The 22,418-nt window shown below is 66.6% G+C and carries 20 protein-coding genes and 1 pseudogene; 11 read left to right on the forward strand and 10 right to left on the reverse strand.

The window, feature by feature from the left end:
• Positions 1-9 precede the first annotated feature (9 nt).
• The gene (locus tag K8O92_27845) at positions 10-426 is read right to left on the reverse strand and encodes a nuclear transport factor 2 family protein (protein UAK35982.1); all 417 of its coding nucleotides are present in this window, start codon (positions 424-426) and stop codon (positions 10-12) included.
• Between the two features lie 119 nt (positions 427-545).
• On the opposite strand from K8O92_27845, the gene K8O92_27850 reads away from it, so the two are divergent.
• On the forward strand, positions 546-1,109 hold the full coding sequence (locus tag K8O92_27850; GenBank protein ID UAK31546.1) for a PadR family transcriptional regulator: 564 nt from the start codon (positions 546-548) through the stop codon (positions 1,107-1,109).
• Between the two features lie 175 nt (positions 1,110-1,284).
• Positions 1,285-2,220 carry an RNA polymerase sigma factor SigJ gene (sigJ, locus tag K8O92_27855; protein ID UAK31547.1) on the forward strand — a complete coding sequence of 312 codons (936 nt, stop codon included), beginning with the start codon at positions 1,285-1,287 and terminating at the stop codon, positions 2,218-2,220.
• A 100-nt stretch (positions 2,221-2,320) separates the two neighbouring features.
• Here sigJ and K8O92_27860 read toward each other — a convergent pair whose 3' ends face one another.
• Positions 2,321-3,031 carry an alpha/beta hydrolase gene (locus K8O92_27860; protein UAK31548.1) on the reverse strand — a complete coding sequence of 237 codons (711 nt, stop codon included), beginning with the start codon at positions 3,029-3,031 and terminating at the stop codon, positions 2,321-2,323.
• A 153-nt stretch (positions 3,032-3,184) separates the two neighbouring features.
• Positions 3,185-3,832 (reverse strand): TetR/AcrR family transcriptional regulator, encoded by a 648-nt coding sequence (locus K8O92_27865; protein UAK31549.1) that lies wholly within the window; start codon positions 3,830-3,832, stop codon positions 3,185-3,187.
• A gap of 75 nt (positions 3,833-3,907) precedes the next feature.
• Between K8O92_27865 and K8O92_27870 the strand changes: the two genes are divergently transcribed.
• Together K8O92_27870 and K8O92_27875 are read left to right on the forward strand one after the other, a co-directional pair.
• Positions 3,908-4,804, forward strand: coding sequence for an alpha/beta fold hydrolase (locus tag K8O92_27870; protein UAK31550.1), 897 nt, complete (start codon positions 3,908-3,910; stop codon positions 4,802-4,804).
• Between the two features lie 243 nt (positions 4,805-5,047).
• A pseudogene (locus tag K8O92_27875) lies at positions 5,048-5,871 on the forward strand (NAD(P)H-binding protein).
• A 255-nt stretch (positions 5,872-6,126) separates the two neighbouring features.
• On the opposite strand, the gene K8O92_27880 reads toward K8O92_27875, so the two are convergent.
• Positions 6,127-7,326 carry a lipase gene (locus K8O92_27880; GenBank protein UAK31551.1) on the reverse strand — a complete coding sequence of 400 codons (1,200 nt, stop codon included), beginning with the start codon at positions 7,324-7,326 and terminating at the stop codon, positions 6,127-6,129.
• Positions 7,327-7,684: 358 nt separating this feature from the next.
• Here K8O92_27880 and K8O92_27885 point away from each other — a divergent pair, with 358 nt between their 5' ends.
• Positions 7,685-8,299: a YdcF family protein gene (locus K8O92_27885; protein UAK31552.1), complete on the forward strand. Its 615-nt coding sequence runs from the start codon at positions 7,685-7,687 to the stop codon at positions 8,297-8,299.
• Between the two features lie 44 nt (positions 8,300-8,343).
• The gene (locus K8O92_27890) at positions 8,344-9,387 is read left to right on the forward strand and encodes a MaoC family dehydratase N-terminal domain-containing protein (GenBank protein ID UAK31553.1); all 1,044 of its coding nucleotides are present in this window, start codon (positions 8,344-8,346) and stop codon (positions 9,385-9,387) included.
• Between the two features lie 21 nt (positions 9,388-9,408).
• On the opposite strand, the gene K8O92_27895 is transcribed toward K8O92_27890, so the two are convergent.
• Genes K8O92_27895 through K8O92_27910 form a run of 4 tightly spaced genes read right to left on the reverse strand, consistent with a single transcriptional unit; the run spans position 9,409 to position 13,515 of the window.
• On the reverse strand, positions 9,409-10,461 hold the full coding sequence (locus K8O92_27895; GenBank protein UAK31554.1) for an LLM class flavin-dependent oxidoreductase: 1,053 nt from the start codon (positions 10,459-10,461) through the stop codon (positions 9,409-9,411).
• Positions 10,462-10,504: 43 nt separating this feature from the next.
• The gene (locus K8O92_27900; GenBank protein UAK31555.1) at positions 10,505-11,533 is read right to left on the reverse strand and encodes an esterase family protein; all 1,029 of its coding nucleotides are present in this window, start codon (positions 11,531-11,533) and stop codon (positions 10,505-10,507) included.
• Positions 11,530-12,480 (reverse strand): acyl-ACP desaturase, encoded by a 951-nt coding sequence (locus tag K8O92_27905; protein UAK31556.1) that lies wholly within the window; start codon positions 12,478-12,480, stop codon positions 11,530-11,532. The genes K8O92_27900 and K8O92_27905 overlap by 4 nt, the downstream gene beginning before the upstream one ends.
• A 57-nt stretch (positions 12,481-12,537) precedes the next feature.
• The gene (locus K8O92_27910) at positions 12,538-13,515 is read right to left on the reverse strand and encodes a transcriptional regulator (protein ID UAK35983.1); all 978 of its coding nucleotides are present in this window, start codon (positions 13,513-13,515) and stop codon (positions 12,538-12,540) included.
• A gap of 550 nt (positions 13,516-14,065) precedes the next feature.
• Here K8O92_27910 and K8O92_27915 point away from each other — a divergent pair.
• From K8O92_27915 to K8O92_27935, 5 genes are all read left to right on the forward strand, one after another.
• On the forward strand, positions 14,066-15,616 hold the full coding sequence (locus K8O92_27915) for an acyl-CoA carboxylase subunit beta (protein ID UAK31557.1): 1,551 nt from the start codon (positions 14,066-14,068) through the stop codon (positions 15,614-15,616).
• 1,259 nt (positions 15,617-16,875) lie between these two features.
• Positions 16,876-17,694 (forward strand): hypothetical protein, encoded by an 819-nt coding sequence (locus K8O92_27920; GenBank protein UAK31558.1) that lies wholly within the window; start codon positions 16,876-16,878, stop codon positions 17,692-17,694.
• A gap of 326 nt (positions 17,695-18,020) precedes the next feature.
• The gene (locus tag K8O92_27925) at positions 18,021-18,182 is read left to right on the forward strand and encodes a hypothetical protein (protein UAK31559.1); all 162 of its coding nucleotides are present in this window, start codon (positions 18,021-18,023) and stop codon (positions 18,180-18,182) included.
• A 260-nt stretch (positions 18,183-18,442) separates the two neighbouring features.
• Positions 18,443-19,462 (forward strand): sterol desaturase family protein, encoded by a 1,020-nt coding sequence (locus K8O92_27930; GenBank protein UAK31560.1) that lies wholly within the window; start codon positions 18,443-18,445, stop codon positions 19,460-19,462.
• Between the two features lie 300 nt (positions 19,463-19,762).
• Positions 19,763-20,740, forward strand: a complete 978-nt coding sequence (locus tag K8O92_27935) for a YdcF family protein (GenBank protein ID UAK31561.1) — start codon at positions 19,763-19,765, stop codon at positions 20,738-20,740.
• Between the two features lie 357 nt (positions 20,741-21,097).
• On the opposite strand, the gene K8O92_27940 is transcribed toward K8O92_27935, so the two are convergent.
• A complete protein-coding gene (locus K8O92_27940) occupies positions 21,098-21,679 on the reverse strand; it encodes a hypothetical protein (protein ID UAK31562.1) in 582 nt (193 codons plus the stop codon).
• Positions 21,661-22,320 (reverse strand): TetR/AcrR family transcriptional regulator, encoded by a 660-nt coding sequence (locus tag K8O92_27945; GenBank protein UAK31563.1) that lies wholly within the window; start codon positions 22,318-22,320, stop codon positions 21,661-21,663. Before K8O92_27945 ends, K8O92_27940 begins: the two co-directional genes overlap by 19 nt.
• Positions 22,321-22,418: the final 98 nt, after the last annotated feature.

Here is a 22,418-nt window from a genome sequence, read left to right on the forward strand (position 1 = left end):
CGAAGTCGCTCACGCCTGCGCCGCCGGACGCCCGAGCTGCGCGGCGGCCTCGGCCTCGATGCGCTCGAACTGCTCCCCCATCCGCGCGGCCAGGGCGTGCGCGGCCGACAGCGGCCGCACCATGACCATGAAGTCGTCGATCTTCCCGTCCGCGTCGAAGTGCAGAAAGTCGCAGCCGGTCAGCTGCTTGCCGTCCACTCTCGCCTCGAACACGAACGCGTGGTCGCGACCGTTCGCGTCGGCGATCTCACGCACATAACGAAAGTCCTCGAAAACGCGGATCACCGCGCGCAGGATCGCCGCGGTCACGGCCTTGCCCGGATACGGCTTGAACGCCACCGGACTGGTGAACACCACATTGTCGGCCAGCAGCGCCTCGATCGCCGCTTCGTCCCGTGCCTCCACGGCTGCCCGGAAGGGATGCACGCCCACCTCCATAGTAAATTAGTTGAGTAGGTACTCCCAACGCTAGTGCGCATCATCAGCGGTGTCCAGGAGTCGGCGCGCAAATATTTGAATAGTCGCATGCGTGGTAATTTGACTGGATGGCGCTACGTAACGCGGTACTGGCCGCCCTGCTGGAGGGCGAAGCGTCCGGCTACGACCTCGCCAAGGGCTTCGACGCTACGGTGGCCAATTTCTGGATGGCCACGCCTCAGCAGCTCTACAAGGAACTGGAGCGCATGGCTGCCGATGGCCTCATCGAGACCAGGGTCGTGCAGCAGGAGCGCCGCCCCAACAAGCGCCTGCATGCCATCACCGCCGCCGGGCGAGCGGCGCTGCACGAGTTCGTCCGAGCACCCGCCAAGCCCACCGCCATCCGCGACGAGATGATGGTGAAGGTGCAAGGCATGGACGTCGAGGACGCCCCGGCCGTGCGCGCCGCGGTGGCCGACAAGCTGGAGTGGTCGAAGGCGAAACTGGCCCGCTACGAACGCCTTCGCTCGCGGCTGCTGAACGGCCGCAGCGAGCAGGCGTATCTGGTCGAGGCCGAACGCGTCGGCCCCTACCTCACGCTGCTGCGCGGAATCTCGTTCGAGCAGGAGAACATTCGCTGGGCGGAGTTCGCGCTGGCGGTGATCGATCGGCGGATCGCCGCGCACGTATAGCGACTTGTTCCCCGCCCGTTCCACCCTGCCGGTCTCCAGGTCCGCGCAACCGTGGTCCGCGTGTGGCCGAGGCGGTGCGTGACCACAGCGACAGTGCGTCGTGAGAACGTCACACATCGGTGCGGTATCTCGTCGAACCAGTGAAGACGGACGCGACCAGAGGAGCCGGTACACCATGACCACCAGATCCCAGCAGGCAGGCGGCTCGGCGGATCCGAGCCTGGGCGCGATCATGGACGAGCGGCGCCGGCTGATCAATCTCGCGTACCGGCTGCTCGGGTCCCTGGCCGAGGCAGAGGATGTCGTTCAGGAGACCTACGCCCGCTGGTACGCCATGCCCCGCCGACGGCAGGACGCCATCGAATCCCCCGGCGCCTGGCTGACGACGGTCGCCGGCCGCATCTGCCTCGACCTGCTCGGCTCGGCACGCGCCCGGCGAGAGCGCTATGTCGGCGAATGGATCCCCGAGCCGCTGCCGGAGCGTACGGAGTGGATCACCGGATGGTCCAGTGGCGGCATGGACGACCCCGCCGACCGAGTCACCCTCGACGAGTCGGTCAACATGGCATTCCTGGTCGTCCTCGAATCGATGACCCCGGCCGAGCGCGTCGCGTTCGTCCTGCATGACGTCTTCGGTTACGCGTTCGCGGAAGTGGCCGAGATCGTCGGCCGCAGCCCGGCTGCCTGTCGCCAGCTGGCTTCCTCGGCGCGTCGGCGCGTTCGCGCGTCGCAGGGCATCGCGGTTCCGCCGCTCCAACGCGCCGACATCGTCCGGGACTTCAAACGGGCGTGGGAAGCCAAGGACATCGACGCCCTTGTCGCCCTGCTCGACCCCGATGCCACGGCGATCGGCGACGGTGGCGGCCTGGTCAGCGCCGAACTCCACCCGATCGACGGAAGCGAGCGGATCGCGCGGGCCGTTGTCGCCATCGCGGCGAAGGCGCCGGATATGGCGATCCTGGAACGCACTGTGAACGGACAGCCCGGACTCGTGATTCAGCAGGCCGGTGCCACCGTGACGGTGATCGCGTTCGATATTTCCGGTGACCGGATCACCCGCCTCTGGGCGATACGCAATCCCGACAAGCTCCGACCCTGGACAAACGGCTGAGGCATACCCCAACGCAGCGGTGAGCTCACGTCCGCGTCCTGCCGCATCGAGTAAGTCGTCCGTCACGCCACCGCGCCCGAATGACAGCAACTAACCGAACTTACTCGGACACGGTGATCAGGTGTGCGCGGCATAGTCTCGTGACGAGGTCGACCCACACGTCAGGATCGGTCGACCACAGGTTGTGGGCCATGCCGGGTAGTTCCTCGAACCTGCCGTGCGGTACCAATGTGGCGAGCTGCCGCAGCGGCCACGACGGACGGATATCGTGCTGCGGGGCGACGAAAGTCATGACCACATCGGAGTCCGCCAGTCGGCGGAGCAGATCCGGTTCGTGGATCCACTCCACGAACGACGCACTCAGTGCGGCGTGGACGCCTGGGTCCCAGTCGATGTCGATGTCGGCTTCCAGATGCCGCGAGGACTCGTACGCCTGCGACCAGGTGCGGTCCTTGTGCAGGCCGTGCCCGGCGACGCCGACAACGGCCCCGACTCGGTCGGGGTGGTCCAGCGCGTAACGCACCGCCAGGTCCGAGCCCCAGGAATGGCCGAGCACTACCCAGCTGTCGACACCTCCGGCTCGCCGCACCGCTTCGATATCGGCGACTGCCTGGCGGAGGTCGTGCGGCCCACCCTGGGAGCGGCCGACGCCCCTGGGCTCCGGGTACCACGCCCGCATCCCTTGTGGCGCGAGCCCGTCATCCTCGAGGTAATGGACGCCGCCCGGTCCACCGGACAGGACTACGACATCCGGACCGTGTCCCGTGACGCCGACGTGCAGCAAGGCACCGTCGTCGGCGGGCACCATCATCGATCGCACATCGCCCCCTGCCGCCACGAGATCGGAGCACCGATTCGCCGTCTCCACCTTACCTATTGCCCCGCAGGCGACCTGCTGCGCGGACGTCGCTGCGCATCCGTCGCTTCCCCTGCGGCCGGTTCCCCGTCCTCGGCGCCATGGCCGTCAGCAGGCGGACGTTCCCGCCTCTAGTCCGGTGAGGATGATGCGCATCCCGGCTCGGAACTCGGCTTCGGGGGTGCTCGTGACCGCCGCGTGGGCGATTTCGATCAGTTTGGGAAACCGCTCGGATGACAGGGCAGCGACCCGGTCGGTGATCGTGGTGGCATCCTCGCCGCGTGCGAGGGATAAGGGCCCAGCGAGTTCGGCCTGGGCGAATCCGGTGACGAATCCGGACACCGCACGAAATGCCACCAGCAGTTCGGCCCCGGACCTGCCGCTGCGCGCGAGCGCCCGCAGAAGGGCTTCGGCGGGCAGCAGTGCCGCCAGATCGACGCTGCGCCGGGTGAGAATCAGCGGGATGGCGTGCGGGTGGGCGCGCACGGCACGCCACATTCCCTCGGCGACCGCGAGGACCTCCGCACGCCAGTCCTCGGAAGGTGCGTGATCCCAGCGCGTTTCGTTCATCACGGCCTCCGTGACGAGCTGCTCGAGCCCCTCACGGCCGTCGACGTAGTTGTAGATCGTCATCGCGCCGGTGCCCAATGTCGCCGCGAGGCTGCGCATGGTCAAGCCGGCGAGCCCTTGGTCGTCGACGAGGGCGAGCGCGGCGATCTGTAACTGCTCCCGAGTGAATTTCCGGGGGGCGGGCATACTCCTCCTTGATTACGTACGAAGTACGTGTTTAACTCTGCATGTTCACGTACAACGTACCTAAATCGAGGTGTCATGACCATGACCATCCGCACCACCTTCCCCTCCGGCGACGACCAGTGCGCCGCCTGGCTGACCCTGCCGGAGGGCCCCGGGCCGCATCCGGTCGTCGTGCTCGTCCACGGCGGGGGCGCGACCCACGAGATGACGCTCGGCCAGTACGAGAAGTGGTTCTCCGAAGCGGGCCTTGCCGTGGTGGCCTTCGACTTCCGCCACCTCGGTGAATCGGGTGGCCTGCCCCGCCAGCTGGTCAGCCATCGCCGGTATGCCACCGACGTCGACTCGGCGCTGGCGTTCGTCGGAACCCGCCCCGAACTCGATGCCGGCCGAATCGCGCTGTGGGGAACATCGTTCGGCGCGAGCCATGTACTCGCCGCAGCGGCCCGTCACCCCGAACTCGCCGCGGCGGTCGTGCAGTGCCCGGTGTTCAGCGGGCGCGCGGTGGTCGCCAAAGCGGGAGTGCGGCACCTGGCCCGGTTCACTGTGCCGATCATCTCCGACCTGGTGCGCGCCGCGTTGCGGCTCCCCCGGCGATACGTGCCGCTGGTCGGTCTGCCAGGCGAGGCGGCCTTCGTCACCCAGCCCGGCGCTCTGGAAGGGTGGCAGTCAGTTACTCCCCCTGGCTACCGGTTCGACAACCGCATCACAGCCAGTTCCGGGCTGGGTATGTTGTTCTACAACGCCGCGGCGCTCGCCCCACGCGTGCGATGCCCACTGCTGGTGTGCGCTTGCGACCGCGAGAATCTCATCGATCCCGCCATCGCGGCGAAGGTGGCCGCCACAGCACCGCGCGCCGTCGTCGAGCACTACGACGCCGACCATTTCACCGTCTACCACCCACCGATCGTCGAGCGGGTCGTCGCCGATCAGCTCGACTTCCTCACCACACACCTCGAGTCGAAACAGCGCTGAGCAGAACAGCTTTCAACGCGGCCGCGAAGGGCTGCCACCACTGCCGAGGCCGCGACGTGGGCCGAGAGCCCAGCGAGTGCGATCGGGATACCTGCCGATCGCGAGGGCGTTGCTACCAGCGCTTCGTCGCGCCTCTTCCAAATCCACCGCCGGGGGTGATCCCGCGCGAAGGGGGATCGCTCCCGAGTCCTTGACCTCGAGCAAAGTTGAGCTTCTAGCGTCGACGCGACGAGAGGAGTTCGAATGACAACACTGGTCACCGGCGCCACCGGGAACACCGGCCGCCACGTCGTGACAGAGCTGGTTCGCCGCGGCGAGCACGTCCGGGCGCTGACACGCGACCCCGTTGCCGCTGCGAGGCTTTTCGCACCGGAGGTCGAGGTGGTGGCGGGCACGCCCCGAATACGCTGGGCGCGGCCCTCGACGGCGTCGACCGGCTGCACATCACCGTGACGGCGGGGCTCGCCGAGACCGGCCCCGAGCTGGTGCGGCAAGCGGTGGACGCGGGCGTGCGACGAATCACCGTGGTGTGGGGCGGCGGGGTCGGGCCGGTCGAGCAGGCAGTGGCGGACTCCGGTGTGGAGTGGACGCGCCTGGAACCGCAGGAGTTCATGTCCAACACGCTGACCTGGATCGACTCCGTGCGGACCGAGGGCGTAGTGCGCGAACCGTACGACTCGCCCAGCGCACTGGCGCACGAAGCCGACATCGGAGCCGTGGCCGCGGTCGCGCTGCTGCACGACGGCCACGCGGGGCGGGCCTACAACCTCACCGGCCCGGAATCGCTGACGCCGCGGCAACGGATCGCGATCCTGGCCGAGGCCCTGGACAGAGAGATCACCTTCGTCCCGATCACGCACGAACAGGCCGTCGACAGATTGATCGCCACCGGCGTGTCCCGAGCGGACGCCGAGTACGTCATCGGCTGGTACGCCGCGGCCGATGCGGCCGCCACCACGGTCGTCGACACCGTCGAACGGGTGACCGGCCGACCGGCACGCACCTTCGCGCACTGGGTGGCCGAACACGCCGACCGATTCCGGAGCCCGCGGTCGCCGGGAGCCTGAGGATCGCCGAAGAACATTCGGCGAGTTAGGGCACCGGGCATCCCGTGACAGCCCGATGCCCACCGAGCGGAGGGTGCGAAGATCCGCTCGGTGGGCATACCGCCACGTGTCGGGGACGTGCGCGCCGGGCCAGGGGCGGGGTTGAGGGATCCTGTCCGGCGGGCGAAACGCGTGGCGGGCGGTGCTTCCGTCGAGCGAGCGCGCGGAGTCAGGGGCACAGGTCACGCCGCTCGACGCAAGCAAGTCATCCGGCGGTCACAGCGAGCCTCCGCCGCCGAGCAACCACGGGTTAAAGGTGCACTCCAGATTCGGATGCCCGGCCGGGTCCAGCGCACGCAACGCGATGGACAGTGCCCGTGGCGAGTACATGATCGTGAGGTGATCGGAGACGTCCTGCTCGCATCCTTCCTGCAGGGTGATGTTGTGCACCGTCACGCCGGGCGCCGCCTTCAAGAAAGTCAGATCGTAGGGATTGGTGATTTCGTCGTAGCGGGTGCCGACGATGGTGTAGTCCACGCCGGGGATGGTGTCGCCGTTCTCGTTGAGCTTGTTGACGAAGTCCGAGCCGATCGTCTGCTGGATGCCGGCGTGCCCGACGAAGATCTCGATGAAGCCCAGGATGTCGATGCCGAAGTTGTTGATCGCCCGGCCCAGCGCGCCGATGCCGATCAGGCTGGTGCCGTGGTGGGTGGCGCCGTAGGTGACCAGATTCTTGACCTTGGCCGCGCCGCCCTCGAACTTGGTGTACCAGTTCGACATCGAACCGCCCTGCGAATGCGCGACGATGTCCACCTCCGAGGCTCCGGTCGCGGCCAGCACCCGGTCGACGAACGTAGCCAGCTGCTCGGCCGAGTCCTGGATGTACCCGGTGCCCATCACGCCGGGCAGCACCGATCCGAGACCGCCGCCCTCGAGCAGGTTGGACCGCCCGTAATTGAAGGTGAATGTGCAGAAGCCCGCGTCCTTGATGGGCTGACCCATGAAGGCGAAGCCGTTGTAGGCGTTCATCCAGGTGCCGTGCACCATGACGACCGGGCGCGGGCGTTCGGCGGCCGGCTTGCAGTTCCAGTCGTTGGACCCGGGTGGCGCGGCGTCGGGATGGGTCAACCCGTAGCCGAACGCGGCCAGCCACGAGGTCATCGGCGGACCGTAACCCACGGTGTCGCTGGCGTAGCCGCCGGAGGACCCGGAGCTGCTGCCCGAACCGCCGTAGCAGTCACCGGACCCGTTGCCCGACCCCGCGCCACTGCCCGAGGTACACGCCGAGCCGGTACCCGCGCTGCCGGAGTCGGCTACCGGCGCCACTTTCCGTCCCGCCGCGATGTAGTCGGCCAGTTGCTGCTCGGTCGGTTGCGCCTCCGGCGCCGCGTTCGCGCCGGTCGCACCGGCAGCGAGCACCGATACGCTCAGCAGCACCGCCGCCAGGGACGAGCGTCCGTAGGTACTTCGTTTCATTGGTTGCCTTCCTGCAGAACAACGGTGTTCGACGGCCGGCGCCGTTCTTGCCGATCGACGGCGCCGAAGCTGCGCCAACGCTAGAACCGGGGAACGCGACCGCCTACGCGGAACGGCTGGCTCTGGAGACCTCACGAATGCGTTTGTCGCGACTAGGGATTCGGCACAATGAAGCGCGGGAAGCGCAATTCCGGGAATTCGACGAGTAGGTCGAGACGCACAAGCGGTCAGCCCGAAAACGGTGAATTATCCAAATCACCAGACGGTTACGGTTCCGAAACGGCCGATGGGCTCATCATGGACGAAGCTTCACACCAGCCGTCGGTGGCCATCCGATGGCTAACCGCTTGGAGATCCCATGTCCGTCACCATGGTTCCCACCGCCCGCACCGCGGCTCGCGTCTTGCTGGGCGCGCTCGCGGTCACCGCCGCGCTGACCCACCTCCCGTACGCCTCGGCGGAGGGCTCGGGCTCCTCCGCCACCCCTTCGGCCCTGGGCCCGCTCGGCACGGCGCCGTCGCCTCCGCCGACGGTGCGCGGGCCCGTGACCGCCATCGTCGTGCTCGGCTACGGACTGCTGCCCGACGGCGGCATGCGCCCGGAGTTGGTCGACCGTCTGCACGCCGGCTACCTGCAGGCCCTGCTGGCGCCCTTCTCGCCGATCATCGTGACCGGCGGCAACGCGCGCAACGGCGTCACCGAGGCACGGGCCATGGCCGACTGGCTGATCGCCCGCGCCATCCCGGCCGCCCGGATCCATCTCGAACCGGAGGCGGGCACGACCGTGCAGAACGCCGCGCACTCGGCCACGATCATGCGCGCGATCGGCGCACGCGACGCCGTGGTGATCACCTCCGCCGACCACGTCGACCGGGCGGTGGACACCTTCCACGACGCCGGAGTGGACGTCGTCGGCACCGTCACTCCCGAGCAGATGCCTGTCCGGATCTGGCGGTTCGGCCCGCTCGCCTGACGCGGGCAGGCCGTGATCCCCCGTTTCGCAACACAGGAGCAATTATGAACGACACCGCGGTGAACGCGGCCGATCAAGCCAGATCCCTGGTCGACCATCGTTACCGTTCCACCCTGCGCTACGAGGTCGAACGGGAAAAGATTCGCGAATTCGCCCGAGCCGTCCAGGATTCGCATCCCGCGCATCGCAGCGAGGCCGCCGCTGCCGAGCTCGGATTTCCCGGACTCGTCGCGCCCGCGACGTTCAGTTCGATAATTCTCACCAGGGTGCAGCGCGAAATTCTGGACACGCTGATCACCGGCTACGATCCGACCCGGATTCTGCACGCGGACCAGGTTTTCGACTTCGGCAGGCCGCTGGTGGCAGGCGACCGCCTGACCTGTGACATCTATTTCGAATCGTTCCGGCACTTCGGCGACTACGACGTCCTCGCGATCAAGAGCGTGCTCATCGACCAGCACGGCGCCGTCGTGCAGACCGGCTCGAGCGCGCTGCTCGCACGCGTCGGCGCACGTCATCCGGGATTGGCCGACGCCGTGCGCAAAATCGCCATGGGACAGGGAGATCCGGGCACACCGCGACCGGCGCGAGGCAACGCCGTCGTTCCGGCCGCCGCCGACTATCTCTCGCCGACGCCCACGCGCCGGGAACCGCGGTCATGCGTCGATTTCGCAGGCCTCTCGGTGGGCTCCGAATTGCCCGTCCGCACCATGCGCCTGTCCCGTGGAGACCTGGTCAACTATGCCGGAGTGACCGGCGAAGCCAATCCCGTGCTGTTCGACGAGCGAATCGCCGTCGCCAGCGGCCTGCCGACCGTGGTCGCGCCGGGCATGCTGAAACTCGGCCTGGCCACCTCGTTCCTGAGTTCCTGGCTCGGCGACCCCGCGGCGATCACCCGTTTCCGCGCGCAGTTCGCGCACAACACGCACTATCTGCGCATACCACCGTTGGGAGCCGGGACGATCCACTTCCGCGGCCGGGTCACCTCGATCGATCCGCGCAGGCGACGGGCCACCCTCGCGGTCGACGCGCGCGCCGACGGGCGCAAGCTGTTCGGCTACGCCGCCGCCGAAGTGCTCTTCGCGTGAGCGGTCGCGGTCACGCGCCGATCAGGCAGCGGTGCCGGATCGCGCATCAGCTCGATCGGGGGCGCCCGCCCGACGACGCGACAGGCCGGTGAGCAGCGCCAGGCGGCGATGGGACGCCAGCCGGGCAGCGCGATCGTAAGTACTGGTGTGTACGAGGATTTCGTCGGCGCCGGTCCTGCTCACCAACTGTTCCAGTTGGTCGGCGACCGAGTCTTCGGTGCCGTACAGATGGCCGCGCAGCCCGTCCTCGAAGAGGCAGCGTTCGCGATCGGTCATGGTGCGTGCCTCGATCTCCGAGGGCGGTGTCAGAGGCGGGAACTCACCGCGGGTGCGCGCGTACGCGGCCGACCACGCCTCCGGCAGCAACAACCGACGCGCCTGCGCGGTGGTGTCGGCGATGACGATCGATCCGGAGACCATCACGTACGGTCGCGCGCCCGGTAAGGCGGGGCGGAACTCGGCGCGATAGCGCTCGATGGCCTCGACCATGTGATCTTCGCCGCCGACCGCGGCGATCACCAGCGGCAACCCGAATCGCGCCGCGCGCTCGGCGCCGGACCCGGTCGCCAGCAGGAAGGCCGGGACCCGCAGCCCCTCGGCGGGCCAGGCGTGCACGCCCTGCCTGCCCTCGGTGAAATACGCCAGCAGTTCGGCCAGCCGGGTGTCGAAGTCTTCCGCGTCACCCTTGTCGTGCCCGAGCGCACGCCGCACGCCGTCGGTGAACCCGACCGAGCGGCCCAAGCCCATGTCGATGCGCCCCGGATAGAGCGATTCGAGCACGCCGAACTGTTCGGCAACCACCAGTGGCTGATGGTTGGGCAGCATCACCCCGCCGGTGCCGATCCGGATACGGGAGGTCGCGGCCGCGGCAGCGGCCGCGAGCACGGTCGGCGCCGAACCTGCCACGCCCGGCACGCTGTGGTGCTCGGAGACCCAGAATCGGTGATAACCCCACTCCTCGGCGAGCCGCGCGAAGTCGACGGTCTCGCGTAGCGCGTCCGGATGGCTCTGGCCGCGCCGGACGCGCGAGCGATCGAGAACGGAGAACCGGACGGAGGACAGCACCGAGGTCATATCGATGTCAACGCGGGCGCGCCGCGCTGATTCCGCCCCCGGCTCAGGAGGTGCCCGCCACTCCGAGCGCCTGCGCCAGCACCTGCCACGCCTTCGGCAATTGCGCCTGGAAATCCGGCCAGGTGTGCATGCCCTCGGCGGTGTACTCCACGGTGGCGGGGATGTTCAGCTCGGACAGGCGGGCGGCGAACCGTTCGGTGCACGAACGGGCGCCCGCCTCCAGCGCGGCGCCGCCGCCCGCCGTCCGCAGCGCGTCCGCGATCGTCGGAGAGTTCGCGACCGCCACCAGATCGGCGCCGGTCGGCAGCCCGGTGGCCGCCGAGAGGTAGATGGCGGTGCCGCGCAGCGATTCCGCGTGCAGCAAGCTGTCGTGCGCGGCCCATTCCGGTGAGGTCGGCGGGCCCCAGAGGTTGTCGACGTTGCCGCCGCGCGAAGCGACCGTGATCGTGGTCACCGCGTGACCGAGCGGGTCGGCCGTGGAATAGCACCCGCTCATCCCGGCCACGGCGCGATACCAGCCGGGATGGCGCTGGGCGAGCATCATCGCGGCCTGCGCTCCCATCGACACTCCGGCGATGGCCCGGCGCCCGTCGGAGCGCAGCAGCGACTCCACGATGGGCGGAAGCTCGGTGGTGAGGAACGTCTCCCAGCGGTTGAGTCCCAGCGCGGTGTCGTGCCGGACCCAGTCGCTGTACATGCTGCCGGTGCCGCCGCCGGTCAGCACCACGTCGACCGGTTTGCCCGCGAAGAACTCCGCGGCCTTGCCCTTCGACAGCCAGGCCGACGTGGCGTCGCCGTCGACGCCGTCGAGCAGATACAACACCGGACGCGGCCCCTCGCCACCGCCGCGCAGCACATCGACCGTGATGATCCTGCGCATCGCCGAGGAGGCGATCGACAGCCGTTCCCGCCCCGCGGCGACCTTCTCGATCGAGAGCAACCCGGTGCGAGTCATGCCGGGATCGACCGCGGGCGGCGCAGTGGGCGGCGCCGGATCGGCGAACACGGGCGCAGCGGCGACCGCGGCGATGAGGACCATCGCCGCCGCGGTAATCGGCACGCGCGACTTCATCCTGCCAGGGCAGCCCGTTCCGCTCGTCTGGCCGCCGCGCGTTCGCGCTGCTCCTCGAACCGCCGCGCCCGGATCTCGAGGTCGTCGAGGTAGGCGTGCAGTTCCTCGCGCGCACGTTCGCCGTCGCCGGTCAGATCGGTCCGTTCGAACACGTGCCAGGCACGCAGCACGGGACGGACCACCACATCCAGATGCCGGCGCAGGTCGTAGATACCGTGCTCGGCCTGCAGCACGGCGTTGCGCCGAAAGTTCGGCTGGGTCAGCCCGGGCATCTGGAAGCGCGTGACCACGTCGGTGATCGCGCGCAGCGCCTCGTTCGGCAACAGGTCGAGGGCCGCGGCGCTGATGTTGCGGTAGAAGATCATATGCAGGTTCTCATCGGCGGCGACACGCTGAAGCATACGCTCGGCGATGGGTTCCTCGCACGCCGCGCTGGCGTTCCGGTGGCTGATCCTGGTCGCCGACTCCTGCGCGGTGAAATAAGCGACCGAACACAGGAACTGTTGTCCTTTCTCGGGTTTCACGACTCCGGCGGTCATGTGCGCCATCCTGGCCTGCTCCAGTAGCACCGGATCGACCGCGCGGGTGACCACCAGATAGTCGCGCAGCACGATGGCGTGCCGGTTCTCCTCGGCCGTCCACCGTCCCACCCAGGTACCCCGGATGCCGTCCAGGGAGAACGACTCCGAGATCTTCCGGTGATACGAGGGAAGATTGTCCTCGGTGAGCAGATTCGTGATCATCGCGGTCTGCGCCACTTCGGAAAGCCGGGATTGTCCCGGCTTCCAATCGATTCCGCCGAGGGCAGCGAAATTGCGCCCCTCGTCCCATGGCACGTAATCGTGCGGATTCCAGGATTTTGCTTTGCGCAGATGATGGTTGAGCAGGCGTTCGGCAGTGGGCTCGAGTTCCCGCAGAATTTCGCGATCGGACAACGCGGTGGTCACTCGCACTCCTCAGCTCACCCCGACAGCAGGGCACACTTCGACGATAGCGGCGAAAGTTCAAGCTGTTCGCCCTATCACGCGATCGTTGGGCGAGTCGACGATGGTCATGTGGCCCGGCTGGGGCGGTTCACAACCCGACGGCTCGCCGGCCTCGCCTACCGGGTACAGCCCCGGTGGCCTGCCCGCCGCCCGCAAGCGGTCCAGCAGATCGTGGGCGCGGCCGGCCAGCTCGGGAATGCGCGCGGTGCGCCCGGTGGTCACCGCGGCGGTCAACGGCACCTCGGCGGCCTCGCCGAGGATGGCCAGCACGTCGTCGGTCATGCTGAACGTTCCGGTTCGGGCAGGCACGTCGTCGATCGGCACCAGCACCGTGCCGCCCGCGGCCGACAGCACCGACAATGCGCGTGAGCCGAGCGGATCGGCCAGCGCAGCCTGGACGCGACGGAGTTTGCGCCGGGCCGCGTCCGCGCCGGTGCCGGGTCTTCGCTCGTCCGGGTGCGCCGGAATGCCCAGCGCCACGACCTGGTACGACCGTGCGATCGGAATACCGGTCTCCCTGGCGAGCTCGCCCACCGCGTGTCCGCCCAGCAGCGCCGAAACCAGCGTCTGGGCCGCAGTCTGATGTTCCCGCGCGACCGCGCGGTGCTCGTCCACATAAGCGGTCGAGGCCGCCACGGTCACCATCTCCAATAGGTGGACCGCCAGCCGCGCACCCGCGAGAAAATGATCGGCCTGGTCATCGGCGACCTCGTCGGCGAGGAATTCCAGTCCGTTGCGGATTTCGTCGTGGTACGCGCCGAGCACCGTTTCCAGCGCTATACCCTCCCGCGCCCAGCGCGAGGCGAAACCGGCGATCTCCGGTGGCCGCACCGCCGCCGGCGCCGGAGGCGGAGCCAGCAGTTCGACGGCGGCCGCCAAACAGTTCCGCGCGGTGGTCGTGACATCGCCGGACACGCCGTGGCCAGGGTGCTCGGCCAGGTGTTCGACGAGTTTCGATGTCAACGTCTCGGTACTCGGTCTCGGCTGCCTGCCCATCATGCCTCCCGAAGGTTAGCGACGGATCGTGATGGAATCGAGATATGTTCGGCCGAATCAGGTAAGTCATCAGCGGCCGTCCTACCCGTTGGGCGGAATCACAAGCGTTTCGAGGCGATTTCGAGACGGAGGCGAGTCCTGCGCGAACAGCGCTACCGGGGCACCGTACTATTCGGATCCAGCCCCTGACCGGGGGCGGACTCACCGATTTCCGGAGTATGCGACCCGGAGTAAGTGACGCAGCGCCGTCCGCGCATTTTCCGGCGCTGCGTCGAGATCACCCTAGATCCGTCCGCCCGCCCTGAGAAGGGCTCGCCGACGCCCTCGGGATGGTTCATCGGCGCCCGTGCCCGGGATTGGGACCTCGCACAACCGTGTCGCCGCGGCGGGCCGAACCCACGCCGTGCTATTAACCGTGAGGCGCACGGGCAAACCTGTGAGCTGTCCCATGACATCCTCCGAACGCCTGTGCGGCAGATCGCACCGCCGATAACATCGAGCGCCGCGCTGCCGTACGGCGTCGCGACGAGTTCGAAGGGCTACACCACATATGAGCGGTACGCGAGAAAAGCTGGATGAGCTGCGGGGGATCCTGGAGCTGGCCGAGGAACCCGCCGGCGAGACCGGCATCGCGAAACGCAAGAACAAGGGCATTCCGAGCGCGCGGGAACGAGTGCGCGCACTACTCGATCCCGGGAGTTTCGTGGAGATGGGCGCTCTGGTGCGCCAGCCCGGCACTCCCGGAGCCATGTACGGCGACGGCGTGGTCACCGGACGCGGCCGGATCGACGGCAGGCCGGTGGTGGTGATCGCGCACGATCAGACCGTCTTCGGCGGCTCGGTCGGTGAGATGTTCGGTCGCAAAGTCGCCCAAGCGCTGGACTTCGCCACCGCCAACGCCTGCCCGGTGGTCGCGATCAACGACTCCGGCGGCGCCCGCATCCAGGACGCGGTCACCTCGCTGGCCTGGTACGCGCTGATGAGCCGCCGTCAGGAAAGGCTGTCGGGTTTCGTACCGCAAGTATCGATCATGCTGGGCAAATGCGCGGCGGGGTCGGTCTACGCCCCGGTGAACACCGACATCCTGATCGCGACCGAGAAGTCGTACATGTTCGTCACCGGCCCCGAGGTGATCAAGGAGGTCACCGGCGAGGAGGTGACCATGGAGGAACTCGGCGGCGCGCAGGTGCAGGCGGCCAACGGCACGATCCACCACGTCGCCGCCACCGAGCAGGACGCGTTCGACTGGGCCAGGACCTATCTGAGCTATCTGCCCTCCAGCTGCCTGGAACAGGGACCGATCGTCAATCCGGGCCTGGAGCCGCAGGTCACGCCGCAGGATCTGGAGCTGGACTCGATCATTCCCGATTCCGATCGGGAGGGTTACGACATGCACGAGATCTTGCTGCGGCTGTTCGACGACGGCGACTTCCACGAGATCAGCGCCGCCACCGCGCAGAACCTGATCACCGGCTTCGCCAGGGTGGACGGACGCAGCGTCGGGGTGATCGCGAATCAGCCCTTGGTGCTCGGCGGCGCCATCGACGCCAGATGCTCGGACAAGGCGACGCACTTCATCCGTCTGTGCAATGTCTTCGGGTTGCCGCTGATCTTCGTCGTGGACACCCCCGGCGTGCTGCCCGGCGTGGAAGAGGAGCGCAGCGGGGTGATCAAGCGCGGCGGGCGGTTCTTCCGCGCGGTGATCGAGGCGACCGTACCTATCGTGACCGTCGTGGTCCGCAAAGCTTACGGCGGCGGCTACGCGGTGATGGGCTGCAAGCAGCTCGGCGCAGACATCAGCCTGGCCTGGCCCACCGCGCGCATCGCCGTGATGGGAGCGGAGAGCGCGGTGAGCATCGTCGGCAAGCGCCAGCTGGCCCAAGTAGCCCCGGAGCAACGCGCGGCCGTGCGGGACTACATGATCGACCAGTACAACGCGACGGTCGCCACGCCGTGGATCGCCGCCGAGCGCGGCTACATCGACGCCGTGATCGAGCCCTCGCAAACCCGGCTGGAGATCCGTAGGGCGCTGCGCCTGCTGCGCGAGAAAGAGGCGAGCGCCGAGCCCAACCCGCGCAAGCACAGCCTCTACCCGGTCTGAGACGACCTCGCGCCTCTGATTATGTTGCCTCACAACGTAACCGGCCATTCGATGGATTCTTCGGTGATCCGCGCCGAATCGGGCCACCCGGCACGCCGATGCCTTACGCTCATCAGCAGTGCCGGGTCCCTTCGTTCGCCGCGTCGTGGCTCGGCACGCGACGTGCCCGCTGCGCCTGTTCCCTACCCTCGCCCGGCGGGCACGCCGCACTAATACTGCAGCCGGTGCGCATGGACCCCGCGACTGGGCGCGGGTGCCGATCCGTATCGGGTGGGAACCCGGGCGCGGGCACTGGCTGGTCGACGTCATCGGCACGGCCCGCGACGGCCAGTGCGCGGTCCGGCCCGCCCAGTGTTTCCACCGGCACAACGGTCAACCGGTGGCCGAAACAGGGCTGCACCCCTCGAAACCCCGTTCAGCCCTGTTCGTGCGCGAAGGGCATCACGAAGCCCCGGCCCATCCGCGCGATGCCCGGCCAACTGCATGGTCATGTCGGTGCTCCTCGGAGCCGACGGCGACGTGGACAACGACGCCACGCTGCGCGCATACACCCGACACGCGATGGCACAGGCCGAAACCGGAGCTGCGTCGTGGCCCTGATCGAGGCCCGTGACCCGAGGGACAACTGTTCTCGATCCGACGGATGGCACGCCTGCTCGGTGTGTCGGCGTGGGGCTGCTACCAGTATGTGAAGCGCAGGGCGGCAACGGTTTCCACGTGCGTCAGCAGCGGCGTGCCGATCTGACAGTGAAGATCGAGCGCGGGGGAGGGTTCACCGCGGGATTGACAGTGCAAGTCCGCCACCGTCACGGGTTGAAAAGATCAATGGGCGATACCGGAATCTATTGGGACAACAGCCCTGCCGAATCATTCCGGCCGACCTGCAACACGAATCGTACTACCGACACGTCTACGCCACCAAAGCCGAACTCGCTGCCGCCGGTTGACAATTGGAACCGAAGATACAACCATGACCAGCGGCACTCCGCCCTCGGGATGCTCAGCCCATACGCTACGAGGAATCCCTGACAGACGCAGCAAAGGCTGCTTGAAACCCTCTCCACCATTCGGGGTGAACCTCAGCCGAGGCGTTCACGCGTCCAGATGGCATGCTCGATCGCATCGAGCGGGGATTCAGCGCACTACCTCTTCTTCCCCCAGGTGGGCATACTGCCGATCTACCGATGCGCGCCGTATACCTATCCCACGAGGATTCTCTCATCACCCCTGCCGGGGGGCAGAAAGTGTCGAGGTTGGCCATGTTCGATGAATGGCATGAGGAATGCGTCAGGAGCCCGCAGTATCCGGCTCCCGAGCCCGGCCAGGGCCTTTGGCTACGGCGAACCTGTCAGATTGCCCGGTGCCTGAATCTGGGTTGGCTATTCTCGACGTGGAGCCTGTCTAAGCTGCGGGATATGCTTGCCCGCAAGGAGAGAGTCGATATCGGCCGGGAAACTCCGCGGCAGATCCTGAAAACCAGAGGGGTGTCGTGGCAGGCTAGCAAGACTGAGGATGCCGGTAACGTCCCGGATTTTGCAGCGAAGATGGGACATGTACTCGATCGCCACCATAATCCACCCACTGACGGGCGAGTGGTGTGTGTCGATGAGTTCGGACCGCTGAACTTGCAGCCGCTTGGCAGCTGGCTTCCGCGGCGCCGCCTGAATCGATTGTGCGCCAGCCACAATCGCACGCAGGGAGTGCGGCACACGTTCGGTGCGGTGGACCCGGCGACCGGCCGGCTCGACTTCCGAATTCGTGACCGGAACCGCTGGATCGAGTTCCTGGCTTTCCCTGAGTTCCCGCGAGCGCGCCGGCCGCAGGAAGATCCCTATCTGATTCTGGACAACGACGCGGCGCACAAGCACCTCGAGGTACGGGAATGGCACCGGCGACGCGGTCGAATCGGTGTTCGCGCTTACCTTTTCTTTCCGGTCAACCCGGATCGAGTCCGAGTTCGCCGCGATCGGCGACCACATCCGCGGGAGCGACCAGCACGCCGGACCGATCCGCAACTTCGCCACCGGCTCAAAGGTCCGGCGCCCGGATTACTTGACCTGTATTTCTCGACGATGTGACCGACCCCAGAATTCACCGACTAATGATGCCGGAATCAGCTGGCGCAGCCAAGAAGATCGAAGCCATAGTGCCGATCGGCGATACGGTACAGCAAAATCCAATGCGGTGAGACCAAAAATCGCGCGGCTTCACCAAGGGAGAATGCGTCGTCACCTGCCCTCTGGCGTTTTCCGATGCCTCCAATCACCGGGAAGTCGAGGAATTGTTTTTGTAGTAGTTAAAAGCTTGACAATGTCGCTTGACTGCGTATATTCAGTATCGTCCTCGACGATGAACACACGGTCGGCAAGTTCGAGGGCGAATAAGGATCGGAAAGGAACTGATCATGATCACCATAACCTCCACCAAGACAAGAAAAGTCGTTGCCTCGGTGGCCGTGGCGCTAGCCGCCTTCGGCACCCTTGGGTTCAGCGCGTCTGCAAATTCCACCACTCACCATCAGCCCGTCGGCAACTACTCCGGCGGCCTTTACGCCGGCTGTTGTTGACAATCCGCTGGCCAGCGGCATGTCCGCTGGCCAGCGGACATCCGCTTCTGTCGCGCCACACTCGGCTCTCTACTCGGTTTCCGCACGTTCGGGCCGAACTGCGCGTTGTTCTACAAATCTCGGTCACCGACGGCGACCTGGGCAGGCACGACCTGAAAACCGCGAAAGTCGAGTCCGTCGGTGCATGTCAGAAATCCTCGCCGAGTCACGCAGGGGATCACCGAGCCCGAGCCCATGCCTTTTAGATCGGAGTATCGGCGATGTACTGGTCTGTCGTCGACGCATTGTGGAGTGCCGTAATTCAGCCATTTCGGCTGCTACTCAGCGCGAACGTCGATGTCGGCATCTTGTTCTACCCATTTCTACTGGTCGCCATGATATGGACATTTCGGCGTCAACCACGCGAGGAGAGCCTGACCAGCTATGTGACCTTCCGGCGTGCACTGCTCAGCCGGTCAGGAAGGCTGGATATCAGATTCTATTTCACCAACATCATCCTGATGACATTGCTGTACACCTACAGCGATCCTTGGTACCGGCAGGTGCCCCATGTGGTGGAATCGGGCTGGGCGTGGCTGCTCCAGGAACCTCGTCTGTACCTGCTCAACGGCGGATTTCTCGCCAGTACGGTGGTGACCGTCCTTGTCTTCATGGCCGCCGATCTCTCCTTTTTTCTTTTCCATATGCTGATGCATCGGGTGTCGTGGTTGTGGGAGTTCCACAAGATCCATCATTCGGCAACCGAGTTGAATCCACTGACGAGCTTTCGCGCCCACCCGGTGCAGCTCTACCTGACCACCACGGCCGGGGTCGTCTTCTCGGGCGTTGTCCTCGGCAGCGCCGGGTACTTCTCCTCGGGCACGGTACAGGTGCTGTCCTGGCTAGGCTCCAATGTCCTGTTCATCGGCAGCGGAGCATTCCTGCTCGCCGCGCTCCGGCACTCCCACGTGTGGATACATTTCGGTCCCCGGCTCAACCGAATCCTCTACAGTCCGGCCCATCATCAGATACACCACAGCGGCGACAGCGCCGACTACAACGCGAACTACGGCGGCCTGCTCGCGCTGTGGGACTGGATGGCGGGAACTCTCATCATTCCCGGACATGAACGCCCGATCTACTACGGGCTGGGCAGTACCGCGCAGAACAACCAGTACACCAGCATCGCAATGCTCTACACGCGGCCGTTCGTCAATCTGTGGCACCGGGCCAGCCGGCGAGACTTCAACAAGAGCGAGTCTGGGAACTCTGGTCAACTCTCAGGCGAGCAGCCGCGATAGCGCGGCGATAATCGCGATGTCGACATGGCCCGTGATGGTAGGTATCGACCGGCTCAACGCCGACCGCACTCCCGCTCCGCACCGCCCCGGCGATCGATCGGCCGGGGCATCGCGCCCTGGAGTATCTGCGCAGCGAACGTGTCGACACCCCACGGGTTGCCGCGGGTGTCGATCCACACCGCTGCCGGCGTCTCGGGCTAGTGTAGCTGGCCTGGATCCGGCGCTGAGACGCAAATTCCGGGCTAATGGTCAGCGGGTTGGCCTACGCGTGGTTTCAAATTGTGAGTTCCAAGAGGACGAATGGGTGGTCTAGATCTGCCGGGCGCGAACAGCCCGGCGGGGATTGCTGGAGACGCTGCCGGTCGGGCTGTACGCGCCTTGACAACCGGTATCTCGAATGTGGTCGGCAACGAGCGAGTACTGATCAGTGAGACCCGGGCATCGGCCGGCATGTTCGTCCGTGCGGACCGTGACGCTGCGATACCGGTCGATACGTCCGCGCGAGCGTTGATCAGTAACGATCAGGTCTACGGCGGGCGGCGGGAGGATGCCTACACCGGGTGGTTACAGGAACTCCACAATCGCGGGGTGGATACCGACCGGGCGATGTCGGACCTGGGGAAACTGTGGGATTACCTGCGCCGCGACCCGAAATGGGAGATCGATCCAGCACGGAACTACGGAGGAATCATCTTCTTCGGCAGCAAAGATATCGGCGGCGCCTCGGTGATCGCGAACCTGGTCCGCGACCGTGGGCTCTACGATGTACCTGTCGTGTTCTCCGGAAGCAATGGCGAAGCAGCCAAATTCCGGCTGGCCGCGGAGAAGAAGAACCTCGACCCCCGCCAGATCATCGAGGAACCCAATGCAGCCAACACCGGGCAAAACGCTGCCTTCTCGACCCAAATGCTCGCCGACCACGGCCGCGATATCTCATCGCTCATCGGGGTATGCACCCCGTTCCACGCACGCCGGGTATGGGCCACGATCATGCAGCAGGGCTTTGCCGACGTGAACGGCAAGCGTGTTTCGGTCGATCATGTCGCCATGTCCACACCCGATGTCTCCCTGGAAAACTACATGAAGTACGGCAACCGGCCCGATGCCGATACAGCACCGCACCCGAAATCGATCGTCGCAGTCACCATGGGAGAGATCAAACGCCTGGACGAGTACCCCGATGAAGGCCATATCGTCCGGCAAGACATCCCCGGCGAGGTCCGCGATGCCTACGAGCGGCTCAGTGAAACCTTCCGTCCCGCCGAGCGGCGATACTGACCACCGAATGCGCAGTCGAACGGGATGCGGCGCCAAGGATTTACCGCAGATAAGACACGTTATCTGCGGTAGTCGCTCATGTGAGCTGGGGTGTGGCAGTCAGGCCCGCGTGACTCGGTGAATTATCTGCGGTAGGGCGATCAAGACATGATCGCACTCACGCTACCGGAGATCCGACGCCTCACCATCGCCCTGCTCCTCCCCACCATCCGCTGCACCCACCGCGTCTGGGCATGGTCGACCTGGCGCCGCCGACGACAACACCAAGCCCGCCTATCCCACTACCGACGACGAGGACACCCACTCACCTGACTGCCGTTGCAGCACTAAGCCCCCACCGAGCCCTCGCAGCGAGACTCAGCCGTGGCCCCAGTTGAGGTCGGCAGCCATCCACTCGGATTCCCACTGTTGCAGCCGCCGCCGATCGAGTCCCCGGCGCACCAGCAGGTAGCTGCCCGCGAGCACGATCGAGACCCCGAGCAGCGCACCCGCGGTGAGCATCACCGCTTTGCTCGCGGGCTGGGACGGCGACGGCGGCTCCACGATCGCGCCGCCGTCGTTCAGCCAGATCGACACGGTGGATCCCGGCTCCACCACCGTCGTCGACTGATAGTCGCCGGTGTGGATCACGCCTTCGGCGTCCTTCCAGGACACCCGCGCGGGTACCACCGGTGCGTACAGCGGCGCCTTGCCGGTCTCGATCACGGTGGCCTCCACTTGACGCAACCGCGCCGTCTCGGCTCGCACCGCGGCCGTCTCCACCTGATACACCCGGCCGCCGACAGTCACGACGAGCACGGGCACGATGATCAGGAACACCAGGGCGAGCAGGACCGCGCACGCGGTCTGCCAGCGGTCCTCCCTGCGACGCAGCGGATTTCGGTCCAGACCGACGCGCCGGCACGTCCGGCGGTACATGTTCACCGATCCGGTAGACATGACGGTGACTCCTCGTGACGGGATTCGGCGGTGAGGGTGACGAGGGTGTCGAAGAACTCTTCGACGAGGCCGGGCAGGCCCATCGGATCCGGGCCCGCCGCCCAACTCTGTAGCGCCGCGAGCAGCATGCCCGCACCGGCGGCGACGGCGACGGCGGGACGTGGATCCGTCAGCGGGTCCACCCCCAGCCGGGCCGCTGTGATCCGGACCGATTCGCGCTGCCCTTCGATACGGATGCGCTGATAGCCGGCGAACAGTTCGGGTTCGTCCTCGAAGCGCTGGAACAGAGCCCAGCGGCGTGCCAGCAGGGCGGCACGGGCGCCGCCATACTCGGTGGCCAGCCAATCGCGCACGGCGTTGCGATAGGCGAGCAACGGCGGCTCGTCGGGAGGGCGGCGGCACAGCGCCTCGTTGAACAGATGGACGTCCTGATCGACATCGCCGAGAATCGCCTCCTCGATGGAGGCGAAATGTCTGCTGAAAGTACGCCGGGTGACGCCGGCCCGCATCGCGATGTCCTCGACGGCCACCGCGTGCAGGCCCCGCTCGGTGAGCAGGTCGAACGCCGCGCGCGACAGTGCCTCGCGGCTACGCCGAGTGCGCAGCCGACGACCGTCCAGACCGACACCGTCGTCGCCCACGAGCACATGATACCGCTTATTGTCCCAATGGGACAATAATTCGCCCATCCCCGGCATCCGCATCACCTCATCACAGGAGATGCCCTGTTCATGCCCGA

Source organism: Nocardia asteroides (genome assembly GCA_019930625.1).
GTDB classification, from domain to species: domain Bacteria; phylum Actinomycetota; class Actinomycetes; order Mycobacteriales; family Mycobacteriaceae; genus Nocardia; species Nocardia sputi.